Raw genomic sequence first — 14,148 nt, 5'->3', positions numbered from 1 at the left:
GCATGTCGACCGAAACAGTTCCGTACGTGAGCGGGAATTGCGCCGTCGTGCAGGCCCCTGTGCGCCGTGGACCCACGGTCGCGCACCGGCGGAGCGGCGCGTCGGAGCGCCGGCCGGAGTGAGCCGCGCACCGCCGCGGGCAACGGCGCACGCTCGGGAGCGCGCCACCACCCCGGGCGCGGCCCCCGGGTCACCGGCCGCCTGCCGGGGGAGGGACACGAGACCGCCTCCCCCCCCAGGAACGAGGTACCGCACATGGCCACCACGACCGACCTCCGTCTCGGCGTCCTCGGATACGGGCTGCGCGGCAGCCTCGCCCGCACCGCCCACCGCCCCGGAGCCGGCTCCCGGGTCGTCGCCCTCGCCGACCCGGACCCGCGCGCCCGGGCCGCGGCGGCCGCCGCCCTCCCCGGCGTACGCCTCCACACCGGCCACCAGGACGTGACCGACGCCCCCGATGTCGACGCCGTGCTCGTCCTCACCCCCGACGACACCCATGCCGCCCTCGCCTGCCGCCTGCTGCGCGCGGACAAGCCGGTGTTCGTGGAGAAACCGCTCGACATCACCGTCGAACGGTGCGACCGCCTCCTGCGCACCGCCCGGGAGACCGGGACCCGCCTCTACGTGGGCCACAACATGCGCCACATGCCGGTCGTGCGCACCATGCGCGACCTGATCGCCCGCGGGGCGGTCGGACGGGTCAGGACCGTGTGGGTCCGGCACTTCGTCGGCCACGGCGGCGACTGGTACTTCAAGGACTGGCACGCCGAACGCCGCCGCACCACCGGCCTGCTGCTCCAGAAGGCCGCGCACGACATCGACGTCCTGCACTGGCTCGCCGGCGGATGGACCCGCGACGTCCAGGCGCTGGGCGACCTGATGGTGTACGGCGACAACCCGCACCGCCGCGCGCCCGGCGAACCCAAGGCCGACGACTGGTACACCGAGGACGGCCGCTGGCCGCCGCACACCCAGCGCGCCCTCAACCCCGTGATCGACGTGGAGGACGTGTCCCTGGTGAACATGCGCCTCGACAACGGCGTGCTCGCCGCCTACCAGCAGTGCCACTTCACGCCCGACTACTGGCGCAACTACACCGTCATCGGGGACGAGGGACGGCTGGAGAACTTCGGCGACGGGCCGGGCGGGTGCGTGAAGGTGTGGAACACCCGGCGCTCCGGATACCGGCCGGACGCCGACGGTACGTACCCCCTCCTGGCACCCGGCGGCGGACCGGGCGCGGACGCGGGGCACGGCGGCGCCGATCCGCTGCTGGTCGAGGAGTTCGTCCGGTTCGTCCGGGACGGCGGGCCGACGGACACCTCACCGGTCGCCGCCCGGATGGCCGTCGCCACGGGGTGCCTGGCCACCGCCTCGCTCCGGGACGGCGGCACACCCCGCCGGGTGCCGGCACCGGACGCCGGCCTGGCGGCGTACTTCGAGCGGGGCCAGACCGAGACGTGAAGCGCGTCACATTCGCGGGCTCGTCCCTGGAGCGTGTCACATCCCCGTACCCCCGTTCCGTCGGACAGGTGACCGAGACGGTACGGAACGAAGGAGAGCACCCATGAACGCCCGGATGACGAACCCCGCCGCCGTCCTGCCCGACTCGATGACCGCCATCCAGAATCTGATCAAGGCGGCGAAGAAGGGGGGCGTGCCGGAGACCGTCCTCGAGCTGGTGCACCTGCGGGCCAGCCAGATCAACGGCTGCGGCTTCTGCGTGGACCTCGGCGCCCGCCAGGCGAGGACCTCGGGCGTGAGCGACGAGAAGCTGCACGCCGTCGCCGCCTGGCGCGAGACGCCGTACTTCAGCGACGCCGAGCGCGCCGCACTCGCCCTGGCCGAGGCCGCCACCCGGCTCGCCGACCGGTCGGACCCGGTGCCGGACGACGTCTGGAACGAGGCCGCCGACCACTTCGACGAGAAGCAGCTCGCCTCGATCGTCCTGTGGATCGCCACGACCAACTTCTTCAACCGGATCAACGTCACGGTGAAGCAGCCGGCGGGCGTGACCGACTGGTGACGCCCGCGCCGCCGGGCCCGCCACCCCCGGGCCCGGCGGTACGGCCCGCGCCTGTCGGTGGCGGGGCGTACGGTCGTCCCATGGTCACCGCCGACGAGGTACGCAGCATCGCGCTCTCCCTTCCGGGAGCGGCGGAGAAGCTCTCCTGGGGCATGCCGACGTTCCGCGCCGGCGGGATCGGCGGGAAGATCTTCGCCTCGCTGGACGACGACGACCGGACCATGGGCGTCAAGTGCCCCAAGGAGGACCGGGAGGAGCTGATCGCGGCGGAGCCCGCGAAGTTCTTCCTCCGGGAGGGCCACGACGAGGCCCATGCCTGGCTCCGGGTGCGGCTCGCCGCCCTGGACGGCACCGACGAGCTGTACGCGATCCTCGTCGACTCCTGGCGCCAGGCCGCTCCCCGCCGCCTCCTCGCCGCCCACCCGGAACTGGGCGCCGGGCCGGAGGGGCGGGAGGGTCCTATCGGGACAGGAACGCCGTGATCCGCTCCCGCACGCCCCGGGGGTCGAGGCCGTGGGCGGCGAGGTGCTCGTCCATCCGGCCGTAGCGGCGCAGCTCCCGCCGGGCGACGCCCAGGCCCAGCACCCGGTGCGGGACGTCCGCGAGCGCGTCGTTCGCGGCGGCCGTCGAGGTACCGGCCAGGTACGGCTCGACGATCACGACGTCCGCCGCCGCCCCTCCGCCCACCGCGCGCCGCACCGTGGCGCCGTCGAAGGGGCGCACCGTCGTCGCGTACAGCACCGTCACATCCACACCCTCCGTCGCGGCCAGCACGTTGTCGAGCATCGGCCCCACCGCCACGACCACGCCCCCGGCCCCCTCGCGCACGGTGAGGAAGCCCTCACCGGTGACGGCCCGGGCCCGCTCGTTGGACTGGAGCGACAGCCGCACGTACACCCGGTCGTCCCCCGCCACGGCGTGCCGCAGCAGCGCCTCCGCCTCGTCCGGGTGCCCGGGCACGTGGACGGTCCAGCCCTCGAGCGTGTCCAGCAGCGCCACGTCGCCCGGTGACATGTGGGTGAAGCCGCCGGCCGGCCAGTCGTAGGACGCGCCGGCGCTCACCAGCACCCCGCCCACGCCCTGGTGCCCGAAGTCCAGCTTGACCTGCTCGAACGGCCGCTCGACCAGGAAACTCGCGAAGGTGTGCAGCACCGGTCGCAGCCCCGTGAGCGCGAGCCCGCCGCCCACCCCGACCATGAGCTGCTCCCTGATCCCGACGTTGATCACCCGGTCCGGGTGCTTCCGCTCCGCCTGCCGGAAGCCGTCGCGGCTGATCTCGGCGAGGACCAGCGCCACACGCGGGTCCTCGTCCAGCAGCCGGCCGGTCGTCGAGATGAAACGGTCACGCATCGTGTCCATGGGTTCTCCCCCTCCGTCCCTACGCGTTCTTCGGCTCGACCCGGGCCACCACGGCACGCGGCCGCCCCGGGTGGGGGCGGGTGAAGGCGGCGTACAGCGCCTCGTGGTCCCGCCCGTCGACCGTCTCCGCCGACCAGCCGGCCGCCTCGAACCGGGCGACGATCCCGCCGGGCCGGCCGAAGCTCGCCGACGCGTTGTCGATCACCAGCGTGTGCAACTGCTCCAGACCGGCCGGCCCGGCGTACGCGATGGCCTCGTGGTTGCTGCCCTCGTCCAGCTCGGCGTCCCCGACCAGCACCCACACCCGGGGATCGGTGAGCCCCTGGGCCCGCAGCCCCAGCACGCTCCCCACCGCCAGCGGCAGCCCGTGCCCCAGCGACCCGCTGCCGATCTCCGCCCCCGGCACCAGCATCCGGTCCGGGTGATGGCCGAGCGGCGAGTCGTACGCCCCGAAGCCGGGCAGCAGCTCCTCGGGGAAGAACCCCTTGGCGGCGAGAACGGCGTAGTACGCCATCGGCCCGTGCCCCTTGGACAGCAGGAACCTGTCCCGCTCGGGCGCGCCGGCGGTCCCGGGCGACACACGCAGCACCCGGTCGTACAGCACCCACAGCGCGTCCAGGGTGGAGGTGGCGGCGGGTCCGTGCTTCTCGTCGCCGGTCATCAGGGCCATCAGCCGGTTCAGCTCGCGCACGTCCGCCCGGGCGCCGCGCGGCGGGGATGTCTCAGCCGTGTTCGTCATGCCACCGACGGTGCGACGTCAACCGCACTTGAGGTCAAGCGCACGGGGTCGCGCAAAGCGGTTCGTGATCACCGGCAGGAGTGCGGTATTGTTCTCATGCACGCCGGGCCGGGGGAAACCCCAGGTCAGACGGGCACCGGGACGTGGCGCAGCTTGGTAGCGCACTTGACTGGGGGTCAAGGGGTCGCAGGTTCAAATCCTGTCGTCCCGACTCGTGAGAGTCACAGGTCAGGGGTCGTTTCAGAGGAATCTGAAACGGCCCCTTGATCGTTTTCGGGGGCCGGTGGGGGCCGGTGGGGGCCGGTGGGGGCCGGCGGTCGAGTCCGCGTGACTCATCGTGCCGAGGCGGTGCCGAACCCTCCCTTTACGAGGTCGGGGGCGAGGCGGGGGATGTCCGGCGGATGAGGGGGCACACGTGCTCACGGTGCTCGCACCCGCGCGGCCGGGCATGCCATCGGCGGCACAGACGTGGGCGGGCGGACGACGGCAGGTGACAACAGGACGCAGGGAGCGCAGTGATGAAAGTCCGCTCGTGGCCGATCCGACCGGACCAGAGGCTCACCGCCCACGTGGTGGCCGGGCGCTACCGTCTCGACGACCTGCTGGGGCGCGGTGGCGCGGCCGATGTGTACGAGGGCGTGGACCTGCGCCTGCGGCGGCCGGTCGCGGTGAAGGTCTTCCGCCCGGACGGTGCCGCCGACACGGAGGAGCGGTTCGACAGCGAGGGGCGGCTGCTGGCCCAGTTGCAGCACTCCGGCCTGATCACCGTGTACGACTGCGGCCGGGACGACGGAACGCCCTACCTGGTGATGGAGCTGGTCAAAGGGACGACGCTGCGCCGGCGGATCGCCGCGGCGCCGCTCACGCCCGCCGAGGCGTGCCGGATCGGAGCCGCGCTGGCCTCGGCACTGGCCCATGTGCACGAGGCGGGAGTCGTCCACCGCGACGTCAAGCCCGCGAACATCCTGCTGGACGAGGCGGGCGCCCCCCACCTGGCGGACTTCGGCATCTCCAGGCTGCTCGGCACCGCGACCCAGACCGACCCGGGCGCCCTGGTGGGGACCGCCGCCTACATGGCCCCGGAGCAGGTGCTGGGCCGGGGCGCCGGGCCGGCGGCGGACGTCTACAGCCTGGGACTGGTGCTCATCGAGTCCATCAAGGGTGAACTGGAGTACGACGGGGCGCCGCTGGAGGCCGCCATCGCCCGCCTGCACCGGCCCCCGGTCATTCCGCCGGACATACCGGCGGCGCTCGTCGGACTGCTGGAAGCCATGACCGACACGGACGAGAGCCGCCGGCCGGACGCCCGGGCCTGTGAGCGCGCCCTGGCCGCGCTGGCGCCGGAGGTTCTCGCGGGAGCGGCCGACGCGGCCGCGGGATCCTCCGTGCTCGGTGCCCCGCCCGTGAGCGGCGGGGACGGCGCCGGCGAGCGGAGCCCGGACACGCTGAGGTCGCGCGGGGCGGGTGCCGCGCCGGGAACCGCCGTTCCCGCCCACGCCGGGCCGGTGCCCGCACGATCCTCGTCCGGCCAGCCCGCCCCACGCAGGGCCGGCCGGATACTGCTGACCGCCGGAGCGGCCCTGACCGTCCTGGGCGTCGGACTGGCCGGTTCGGTGGGCGGGCCGTCCGCCGAGGCGGAGAACGCCGCGTCCGGTCCGCCCCGCCCCGCCACGACCGAGCCGGCCTCCCCGGACGCCAACCGGTCGAACGCGTCCGCCCCCTCCTCCCCGTCCGCTCCGCCGGCCGGAGCCGCCGCCGTTTCCGCGTCCGCGCCGCGGTCCCCCTCGTACGCCGGGAGCCGACGGGTCACCGGCGCCGAGGAGGCGGCGAGGGACAGCGGCACGCCGTCGGCCCCCGGCGGCCGGGAGCGGCAGCGTGGCCGTGCGGCCGGTCCCGGAGCGGCCGGCCAGGCTCCCGATGAGACCGGGGCGCGGCAGGGGAAGCAGAAGCCGGCGAAGGGCAGGCACGCGCGGTGACACGGCGGGGCTTCCTGGCGTGTACGCCGCCCTGACGGGGCACCAGACACGCAACCCGCCGTCGCCCGCCCGGGGTCGTGGCGGCCGGGTGACGGCAGGTCCCGAACGGAGCGGTGGTGTCATGACGATCGGTGTCCCCGCGAGCGGCCCGGCGCCCGGCCGGCGCGAGCACGGGGCGTACGCGCGCGCCATGGCCCGTACACCGGTCGCCGTCTGGGAGGACGACCTCACCGACTGGGCGGCGGCGCTGACGTACTACGCGGTGCTGGCCGTCTTCCCGGCCCTGCTGGTGATGGTCTTCTCCATCGCCCTGCTCGGCACGGGCACCCCCCAGGAGGTCGTCGCGCAACTGGCCGCCTTCGTGCCGAAGACGGCCCGTCCGGTCCTCGCCCAGGCCCTGAGCGGCCCGCAGGAGGGCCCGTCGGTCCACTGGCTGCTGTTCCCGACTGCCGTCCGGCGTGGCGGACGTTCCCCGCCATCCTGCTCAGGGCGCTGACCGTGCTCGCACTGCTGGTCACCGGGGTGCTGACGCTCACGGCCGCCGAGCGGGTCGCCCGGGCCATCGGCCGGGGGACGGGTACGGACCATCAGGCCGCCCTGGTCTGGGCGGGCTTGAAGTGGCCGCTGCTGTTCACGGTGGCCGTCGCCCTGGTACTGCTTCTCTTCTGGTCCGGGCCGCCGGAGACCCGCGGGGTGCGGCGGACGCTGCCCGGCGGAACACTGGCGGTGCTGCTCTGGCTGCTGGCGTCGGCGGGCTTCGCCTTCTACGCGGCGCACATCGCGACGTACAACCGTCTCTACGGCTCGCTGGCGGGTGTGGTGGCGTTCCTGGTGTGGCTGTGGGTCTCCCATGTCGTGCTGCTGGCGGGCGCGCAGTTCAACGCCGAACTGGCGCGGGACGGGCGGCCGGAGCGGCCCGACCCCTGCTCCGGTGACCGCGCCGGCGCCGTATCGCGGTAGCGCCGGGCACGGGCACGGCGCCGGGGTGCGTGTGCACAGTCCACTACGAGGCGTGGCCATGGGTGACGGCCGCGCGGCGGGTGGGTGACGGGTCGGAGGCGGTGAAGTACTGGGCGTCCTTGGGGCGTGTGGCGTCCTGGCCGGCGGGACGGGGGGCCGGCTCCAGGTGGGGTATGTACTTGGAGCAGTGGATGTACGCCTCCTCCACGCTCAGGTGGACCCACATCTCGGGGTCGCGCCCGGGTGCGATGCCCGTGGGCAGCGAGGGGTGCAGGGCGCGCAGCTCGGCGTCGCCGTGGAGCCGGGCCGTGCCGTTGACGTGCAGGCCCACGTGGTGGTGGGTGAAGTCCACGAACAGCATGCCGAGGTGGGGGTTCTCCGTCATGTTGCCGGCGCTGGCCAGCACGCCGTTCCCGCGGAACTCGGGGTACGCGAGCGTCCGGTCGTCCAGTACGTGGACGAAGCCGGGCGGCCCGGCGCGGAAGCTGGCGTCGCACTCGCCGCGCGCGTCGGCGGTGGCCAGGAAGACCATGGCCTGGCGGCCGATGAACTCCCGCATCTCGGGCGTGAGGCGGTCACGCACCTGCTGGTCGTAGAAGCGGGCGGCGCGCTCGGTGGTGCCCAGGTGCTGCTGGAGCCGGTGCTCACCTGGGGAACCGAAGGGCGGCGGAGGCAGGGTCACGGGGGCGGTCTCCCGGGGGGACGGCCGAGCGCGGGGCTCAGGGCATGGACGGGACGGGTGTCCCGAGCGGATCGTGGTGGATGCGCTCGGGGGCGGTGCCGTTGTCGGTCAGAGTCTGACGGGCGGAGACGATCATCGGGGCCGGACCGCTGAGAAAGACGTCGTGGTGGTACCACGGGCCGTACTCGGCCAGGACCTCCGGCAGCGATCCCCGGATGCCGGGGGTCTCCTCGTGCGAGACCGCTCCCCGGATGGTCAGCCAGTGGTGGCGCTGGGCCATGCGGAGCATGTCGTCGACCCCGTACAGCTCCGCGCCGGTCCGGGCCCCGAGGAACAGGTCCACCTGGTGGCGTCCGCCCCGGCGGGCGACCTCCTCGACCAGCGCGCGGACCGGGGCGAGGCCCGTGCCGCCGGCCACGCAGAGCAGGTCCGGGAACGCGGCGGCGTCCAGCACCATGTCCCCCGCCGCGGGGCCGAGCTGCAGCACGTCGCCCACCGCGCACCGGTGCACCAGCGCGTTGCTCACGGCGCCGCCGGGCACCGCGCGCACATGGAAGGTGAGGGTGCCGTCCTCGCGCGGGGCGTTGGCGGGGGAGTAGGGGCGCCACTGCCTGGGCCACCAGGGCGTCTCCACGGTGACGTACTGCCCGGCCGCGTACGTGTACGGCGTGTGCGGGCGTACGGTGAGCTCCGCGATGCCGTGTCCGCGTGCGACGCGGTGCACCACGGTGGCGGGCCACACGGCGGGACGCAGCGCCGCGTCCTCCTCGGCGGCACTGATCATGACGTCGGCGACGACACCGTACGCCTTGGTCCAGGCGGCGGCGGTGTCCGCCGTCCACGCCGGTCCGGCATAGCGGCTCAGGGAGGCGAGGAGACACTCGCCCACGGCCGGGAAGTGCGCGGCGACGGTGCCGTACTTGCGGTGGTCACGGCCGAGATGTCCGCAGAAGCGGACCAGGTTCTCCGAGTCGTCGACCAGGTCCACGATGCGCAACAGGGCGCGCAGCAGGCGGCCGCGCTGGGCGTCCAGCCCCGGGGGGAAGAGCTCACGCACCTCGGGGTGGCGGGTGAAGAGAATCGCGTAGAAATAGACCGTCATGTCCGCCGCGTGGGGGGCGACCGCCGAGGCGGAGGCGCGTATCAGGTCCCTCTCGCGGGCGGTCAGGGGTTCCTCGGCCGCCGGGGGCGCGTCCGCGTCCGGGTGCGCCGCCGGGAGCGGCGCGGGGTCGGGCGCGGCCGTGCGGCCCGGGCGGGGGCGCCGGAACCTCACGGGACCAGCGCTCCGCCGTCCGATATGCGGGACGGCCCCCCGCCGGGCGCGCGGAGGGTGCCGCGGAACGCGGTGACCGGAGCGTCGAACGTGGCGATCATGAGTCCTCGTGGCGGTGGGCAGCGGGCGGAACGGCGAAACGGATCAAGCGGTTCCGGACGCTACATGACCGTACGGGTGACTCAGAAGTAGCAAAGCGGGTTTGTATCCTCGCCAGGCGCGACACGACCGATGCGGTACCTGCGAGAGGACACACCATGACCACCGAGCTGAGCCCCGCCGGCCTGAGCGGGCTCCTCGAACGCGCTCGCCGGGACTATGAGGACCTCGTGGGACGCGGGCTCGCGCTCGACCTCACCCGTGGCAAGCCGGCGCCCGAGCAGCTCGACCTCTCCGAGGAACTGCTCAGCCTGCCCGGCGGCCGGCACACCTCCGCGGACGGCACGGACGTGCGCAACTACGGCGGGCTCCAGGGCCTCCCCGAGCTGCGGGAGATCTTCGCCGGGGTGCTCCAGGTGCCCGCCGCCCAGTTGCTCGCGGCGGGCAACTCCAGCCTGGAACTGATGCACGACTGCCTGGTGCACGCCCTGCTGAGCGTCCTGCCGGGTGCTCAGTCGCGCTGGGTGGAGCAGGAGCGGATCGCGTTCCTGTGCCCGGTGCCCGGCTACGACCGGCACTTCGCGCTCTGCGAGCGGTTCGGTATCGACATGATCCCGGTGCCGATGACCGACGAGGGCCCCGACATGGACGCCGTGGAGCGGCTGGTGGCCGAGGACCCGGCCGTCAAGGGCATCTGGTGCGTACCGAAGTACAGCAACCCGGACGGTGTCTGCTACAGCGACGCGACCGTGGCCCGGCTCGCCTCGATGACCACCGCGGCACCCGACTTCCGTATCTTCTGGGACAACGCCTACGCCGCCCACCACCTGACCGACGAGCCCGTCGGGATCGCCGACCTGCTCGCCGCCTGTGCCGGGGCCGGCAACCCGGACCGCGCGTTCGTGTTCGGCTCGACCTCGAAGATCACCGCGGCCGGGGCGGGCGTCGCCTTCTTCGGCTCGTCCCCCGCGAACCTCCAGTGGCTGCTCGGCAACAACGCCAAGCGGTCGATCGGCCCCGACAAGGTCAACCAGCTCCGCCACGTGCTGTTCCTGCGCGACGCCGACGGCGTGGCGGCCCACATGGAGCGCCAGCGCGCCCTGCTGCGGCCCAAGTTCGACGCGGTGGCCCGCATCCTGGACGCCGAGCTCGGCGGCACGGGGCTGGCGACCTGGACCGCGCCCAAGGGCGGCTACTTCGTGACCCTCCGGGTGCCGGACGGCTGCGCCAAGGAGGTCGTACGCCGTGCCGCCGCGGCGGGCATCGTGCTGACCCCGGCCGGCGCCACGCACCCGTACGGCGACGACCCCGACGACGCGGTCATCCGGATCGCGCCCAGCTACCCGGGGCTCGCCGAGCTGGAGCAGGCGATCGAGGGACTCGCGGTCTGCGTCCGGCTGGTGGGGTACGAACGGCGGGCCCGGTAGCCGTCAGGGCGACGCGTCCCGCGTACCGGTGCGGCCGCAGGTCCGGCGTACCGTGTCGGCGAAGGCGCGGGCCAGCGGGGTGAGGGCGTCCCAGTCGCGGACGGCCCACCCCACCGACAGCGGTGGCAGCACCGGGACGGGGACGAACCGGAGCGCGTCGCCGCCGTCGGTGAAGCGGCCGGGCAGCGCGGGTACGACGGCGTGGCCGAGGCCCAGCCCGGCCAGGAGGATCGCCGTGTCCCAGTCGGCGACGCTCGTGTCGGACCGGTCGCGGATGCCCAGTCCGGCGAAGGCCGCGTCCAGGTGGGCCCGGGACGTGGACCTCGCCGGCAGCCGGATGTGCCGGATGTCCGCGAGGTCGTCCGCCTCGATCCGGGGACGCGCCGCGAGCGGGTCGTCGGCGCGGACGGCCAGCACCCAGGGGAGGTCGACGACCGGGTGCTGCTCGATGCCGGGCACCCGCTCGCCGATCGTGACCCAGGCGAGGTCCGGGCCGTCGCCGGCGAGCGCGTCGAAGCACCCGCGGCTGGAGCTCGCCGTCTGGAACTCCAGGCTGGCCCGGGGGTACTGCCGCCGGAAGGCCACCACGGCCTCGGACATGAAGTGCCGCAGCGAGGTGGCGCCGGTGGTCACGCGCACCGAGCCGACGTCGCCGCGCGCCGACTCCTGGATGCTCCGCACCGCCAGGTCCAGGCCCGCTATGCCGTGGGCGGCCGCCGCCTTGAGCACCCGGCCCGCCCGGGTGGGCACGACACCGCGGGTGTGGCGCTCCAGGAGGGCGACGCCGGTCTCCCGTTCCAGGCGCTTGACGTGCTGGCTCACCGCCGACTGCGTACACCCGAGGTCACGGGCGACGGCGCTGAGGCTGCCCGCGTGGCAGACGGCGACGAAGACGCGGAGATCATCGAGGGTCACCGCTCCAAGGTAGCGCTTGGATCCGAGGAGTAATTCCTAGGATTGACTTGGTGGTTGGGGCGCCGGAAGATCATCGCAGGGCCCGCCGGGCGGCAACCCGTCCACCCCTCCGCATCCCAACGGGCCCCGGCGGAGGGCATGGACGGGTGCCGACCCACCACCATGTGACCGGAAGGAACGCGCCAGGATGCCCACACCATGGACCGTCGCCGTACTCGGCCCCGGAGGGATCGGCGGACTGCTGGCCGCCCTGCTGTCCCGGGCGGGCCACCGGGTGATCTGTGTGGCGGGTCAGGACACCGCGAGCACCCTCTCCCGGGACGGCATCCACCTGCGCAGCGGGCAGTTCGGCGACTTCACCGCCACGGTGGAGGCCACCACGGAGCTGCGCGAGCCGGTCGACCTGTGCCTGGTCGCGGTCAAGCACACCACCCTCGGCCCGGCGCTCGACCGCGTGCCGCCCGGTGTGCTGGGCGACCGCGCCCTGGTGGTGCCGCTGCTCAACGGCGTCGAGCACGCCGACGCCCTGCGCGAGCGCTACGGGAGCGAGCGTGTCGTCCCGGGGGTCATCCGCGCCGAGTCGACGCGGGTGGCGCCGGGGGTCGTCGAACACGGCACCCCGTTCACCGAGATCGACCTGGCAGGGCCGGCCGAGCGGCTCGCCGGCCTGGCCGGGGTGCTGGAGGCGGCGGGGGTGAGCGTCCGGGTCCGCGAGGAGGAGGCGGCGGCGCTCTGGGGCAAGTTCGTCCTGCTGGCGCCCTTCGCGCTGCTCACCACGCGGTACGGCCTTCCCGTCGGCGACGTGCGCACCGGGCACCGTGACGAGCTGGCCGCGCTCGTCGAGGAGGCCGCGGCGGTGAGCCGTGCCTGTGGGGCGCCGGCCGACCCGGCGGCGGTCATGGCGCGGTACGACGCCTTCCCGTACGGCACCAAGTCCTCCATGCAGCGTGACGCCGAGGCGGGGCGCCCGCTCGAACTGGACGCGATCGGCGGGGCCCTGCTGCGCGCCGCCGAACGGCACGCGGTCCCGGTGCCGGTCGCCACCCGGCTGGTGGCGGAGGTCGCGGCGGCGGTCGGCTGACAGCGGGGCGGGCGCGGGGCGGGGAGGGGGCGCCCGTACGGGTGGCGTTACGCCGCATGGCGGGCGCCCATGTCTCCCATAAAGCCGAAGAACCGACAAACCGACATTGTGTGATGTACGGGTGGAAACACCTACGGTTCGGCACGTCTTTCCCCCGAACAGACCCCGAACAGAGGTGACACCCGATGCTCCACAGACACGCCACAGCCGCGTGCGCCACCCTCACCGCCGTCGGCGCGCTCGTGCTGGCCGGCTCGCCCGGCGTGGTCGCCGCCGAGGCACCCGCACCACCGTCCACCCCCGCGGCGACCGGCACCCCGGGCGCCGACAAAGCGTCACCCGCGCTGCTCGACGCCATGCAGCGCGACCTCGGCCTGACCCGCGAGCAGGCCGAGACGCGGCTGAAGAACGAGGCCGAGGCGGGAGCCCGGGCGGGGCGGCTCCAGAACGCCCTCGGCGACCGGTTCGCCGGGGCGTGGGTGAGCGGGCCGGTGTCCGCCACCCTCACCGTCGCCACCACCGACGCCGCCGACACGGCCGCCATCAAGGCGGGCGGCGCCGAGGCCAAGGTGGTCCGCCACAGCCTCAAGCGACTGGAGACCGCCAAGGCCAGGCTGGACCAGGGCTCCGTCCGCACCAAGACCACCGACGCGCCGGTCTGGTACGTCGACCTCCGCAACAACACCGTGACGCTGGAGGCGGCCAAGACGTCCGCCGCCGACGTCTTCCTCACCGCCACCGGTGTCGACCGGGCCCTCGTCCAGGTCAAGGCGACGACCGAGCGGCCCCACCCGCTGGCGCACGACATCCGCGGCGGCGACGCCTACTACATCGGCACCGCCCGCTGCTCCGTGGGCTTCGCCGTCACCTCCGGCACGCAGCAGGGCTTCGCCACCGCGGGCCACTGCGGCCAGACGGGCGCCGCGACCATGGGGCACAACAAGGTCGCCCAGGGCGCCTTCAAGGCCTCCACCTTCCCCGGCAAGGACATGGCCTGGGTGGCCGCCAACGGCGACTGGACGGCGACCGCCCACATCAAGGGGCAGGGCGACCAGAACGTCGAGGTCGCCGGGTCGACCGAGGCCATCGTGGGCGCGTCGATCTGCCGTTCCGGCTCCACCACGGGCTGGCACTGCGGCACCATCGAGCAGCACGACACGAGCGTGTCCTACCTCCAGGGAACGGTGAAGGGGCTGACCCGCACCACGGTCTGCGCCGAGCCGGGCGACTCGGGCGGCCCGTACATCTCCGGCACCCAGGCCCAGGGCGTCACCTCCGGCGGCTCGGGCAACTGCAAGGACGGCGGCACCACCTTCCACCAGCCGGTCAACCCGGTGCTCCAGGAGTACGGGCTGACGCTGAAGACGAATGCCGCCGACCCGGGCGACACGGGGAAGGCGGGCGGCACCTGGGGCGCGGGCAAGGTCTACCGCGTCGGCGACCAGGTCACCTACGACGGGGCCTCCTACCGGTGTCTCCAGCCGCACCAGGCCCAGCCCGGCCGGCGCCCCCCGGGCGCCCCGGGCCTGTGGCAGCGGGTCTGACGGTACGCGGCGTGCCGGGGTCCGGGCCGGTCACCGGCCCGGACCCCCCGGCGCACGGCCCCGGCGG

At 74.2% G+C, this 14,148-nt stretch carries 14 protein-coding genes and 1 tRNA gene; 10 read left to right on the top strand and 5 right to left on the bottom strand.

Annotated features, from left to right (window positions below; genetic code table 11):
* Positions 1 to 255 precede the first annotated feature (255 nt).
* From E2B92_RS10535 to E2B92_RS10525, 3 genes are all read left to right on the top strand, one after another.
* Entirely contained in the window at positions 256 to 1,464 is a 1,209-nt protein-coding gene (locus E2B92_RS10535; protein WP_126889210.1) for a Gfo/Idh/MocA family protein, read from the top strand.
* A 103-nt stretch (positions 1,465 to 1,567) separates the two neighbouring features.
* Positions 1,568 to 2,026, top strand: coding sequence for a carboxymuconolactone decarboxylase family protein (locus E2B92_RS10530; RefSeq protein WP_126889209.1), 459 nt, complete (start codon positions 1,568 to 1,570; stop codon positions 2,024 to 2,026).
* 80 nt (positions 2,027 to 2,106) lie between these two features.
* The gene (locus tag E2B92_RS10525; protein ID WP_126889208.1) at positions 2,107 to 2,508 is read left to right on the top strand and encodes an MmcQ/YjbR family DNA-binding protein; all 402 of its coding nucleotides are present in this window, start codon (positions 2,107 to 2,109) and stop codon (positions 2,506 to 2,508) included.
* Here E2B92_RS10525 and E2B92_RS10520 read toward each other — a convergent pair.
* Positions 2,486 to 3,385 carry a transketolase family protein gene (locus E2B92_RS10520; protein ID WP_126889207.1) on the bottom strand — a complete coding sequence of 300 codons (900 nt, stop codon included), beginning with the start codon at positions 3,383 to 3,385 and terminating at the stop codon, positions 2,486 to 2,488. The genes E2B92_RS10525 and E2B92_RS10520 overlap by 23 nt on opposite strands.
* Positions 3,386 to 3,404: 19 nt before the next feature.
* Positions 3,405 to 4,124 (bottom strand): transketolase, encoded by a 720-nt coding sequence (locus E2B92_RS10515; protein WP_126889206.1) that lies wholly within the window; start codon positions 4,122 to 4,124, stop codon positions 3,405 to 3,407.
* Between the two features lie 137 nt (positions 4,125 to 4,261).
* Here E2B92_RS10515 and E2B92_RS10510 point away from each other — a divergent pair.
* The 4 genes from E2B92_RS10510 to E2B92_RS33770 all read left to right on the top strand — a co-directional run bounded on the left by E2B92_RS10510 (position 4,262) and on the right by E2B92_RS33770 (position 7,060).
* Positions 4,262 to 4,335: transfer RNA gene (locus tag E2B92_RS10510), tRNA-Pro, on the top strand.
* A gap of 307 nt (positions 4,336 to 4,642) precedes the next feature.
* On the top strand, positions 4,643 to 6,100 hold the full coding sequence (locus E2B92_RS32945; RefSeq protein ID WP_200836950.1) for a serine/threonine-protein kinase: 1,458 nt from the start codon (positions 4,643 to 4,645) through the stop codon (positions 6,098 to 6,100).
* Between the two features lie 121 nt (positions 6,101 to 6,221).
* Positions 6,222 to 6,596 carry a YhjD/YihY/BrkB family envelope integrity protein gene (locus E2B92_RS33775; RefSeq protein ID WP_268825563.1) on the top strand — a complete coding sequence of 125 codons (375 nt, stop codon included), beginning with the start codon at positions 6,222 to 6,224 and terminating at the stop codon, positions 6,594 to 6,596.
* A 2-nt stretch (positions 6,597 to 6,598) separates the two neighbouring features.
* Complete coding sequence (locus E2B92_RS33770) at positions 6,599 to 7,060, top strand: YihY/virulence factor BrkB family protein (protein ID WP_260604376.1); 462 nt, start codon at positions 6,599 to 6,601, stop codon at positions 7,058 to 7,060.
* A gap of 43 nt (positions 7,061 to 7,103) precedes the next feature.
* Here the strand turns inward: E2B92_RS33770 and E2B92_RS10495 are convergent, their stop codons facing one another.
* Positions 7,104 to 7,742 carry a pyridoxamine 5'-phosphate oxidase family protein gene (locus E2B92_RS10495; protein ID WP_126887179.1) on the bottom strand — a complete coding sequence of 213 codons (639 nt, stop codon included), beginning with the start codon at positions 7,740 to 7,742 and terminating at the stop codon, positions 7,104 to 7,106.
* Positions 7,743 to 7,779: 37 nt separating this feature from the next.
* Positions 7,780 to 9,015 carry a globin domain-containing protein gene (locus E2B92_RS10490; protein WP_126887178.1) on the bottom strand — a complete coding sequence of 412 codons (1,236 nt, stop codon included), beginning with the start codon at positions 9,013 to 9,015 and terminating at the stop codon, positions 7,780 to 7,782.
* A gap of 257 nt (positions 9,016 to 9,272) precedes the next feature.
* On the opposite strand from E2B92_RS10490, the gene E2B92_RS10485 reads away from it, so the two are divergent.
* Positions 9,273 to 10,541: an aminotransferase class I/II-fold pyridoxal phosphate-dependent enzyme gene (locus E2B92_RS10485; RefSeq protein WP_126887177.1), complete on the top strand. Its 1,269-nt coding sequence runs from the start codon at positions 9,273 to 9,275 to the stop codon at positions 10,539 to 10,541.
* Positions 10,542 to 10,544: 3 nt separating this feature from the next.
* On the opposite strand, the gene E2B92_RS10480 is transcribed toward E2B92_RS10485, so the two are convergent.
* Complete coding sequence (locus E2B92_RS10480; RefSeq protein WP_126887176.1) at positions 10,545 to 11,456, bottom strand: LysR family transcriptional regulator; 912 nt, start codon at positions 11,454 to 11,456, stop codon at positions 10,545 to 10,547.
* 187 nt (positions 11,457 to 11,643) lie between these two features.
* On the opposite strand from E2B92_RS10480, the gene E2B92_RS10475 reads away from it, so the two are divergent.
* Both E2B92_RS10475 and E2B92_RS10470 read left to right on the top strand, forming a co-directional pair.
* A complete protein-coding gene (locus E2B92_RS10475; protein ID WP_126887175.1) occupies positions 11,644 to 12,537 on the top strand; it encodes a ketopantoate reductase family protein in 894 nt (297 codons plus the stop codon).
* A 185-nt stretch (positions 12,538 to 12,722) separates the two neighbouring features.
* Positions 12,723 to 14,081, top strand: coding sequence for a carbohydrate-binding protein (locus E2B92_RS10470; RefSeq protein WP_126887174.1), 1,359 nt, complete (start codon positions 12,723 to 12,725; stop codon positions 14,079 to 14,081).
* Positions 14,082 to 14,148: the final 67 nt, after the last annotated feature.

This window comes from Streptomyces sp. WAC05374 (assembly GCF_004353505.1).
Lineage (GTDB): Bacteria > Actinomycetota > Actinomycetes > Streptomycetales > Streptomycetaceae > Streptomyces.
Note: the sequence above shows the minus strand (reverse complement) of the source record. Positions and strands in the feature narration are given on the sequence as shown.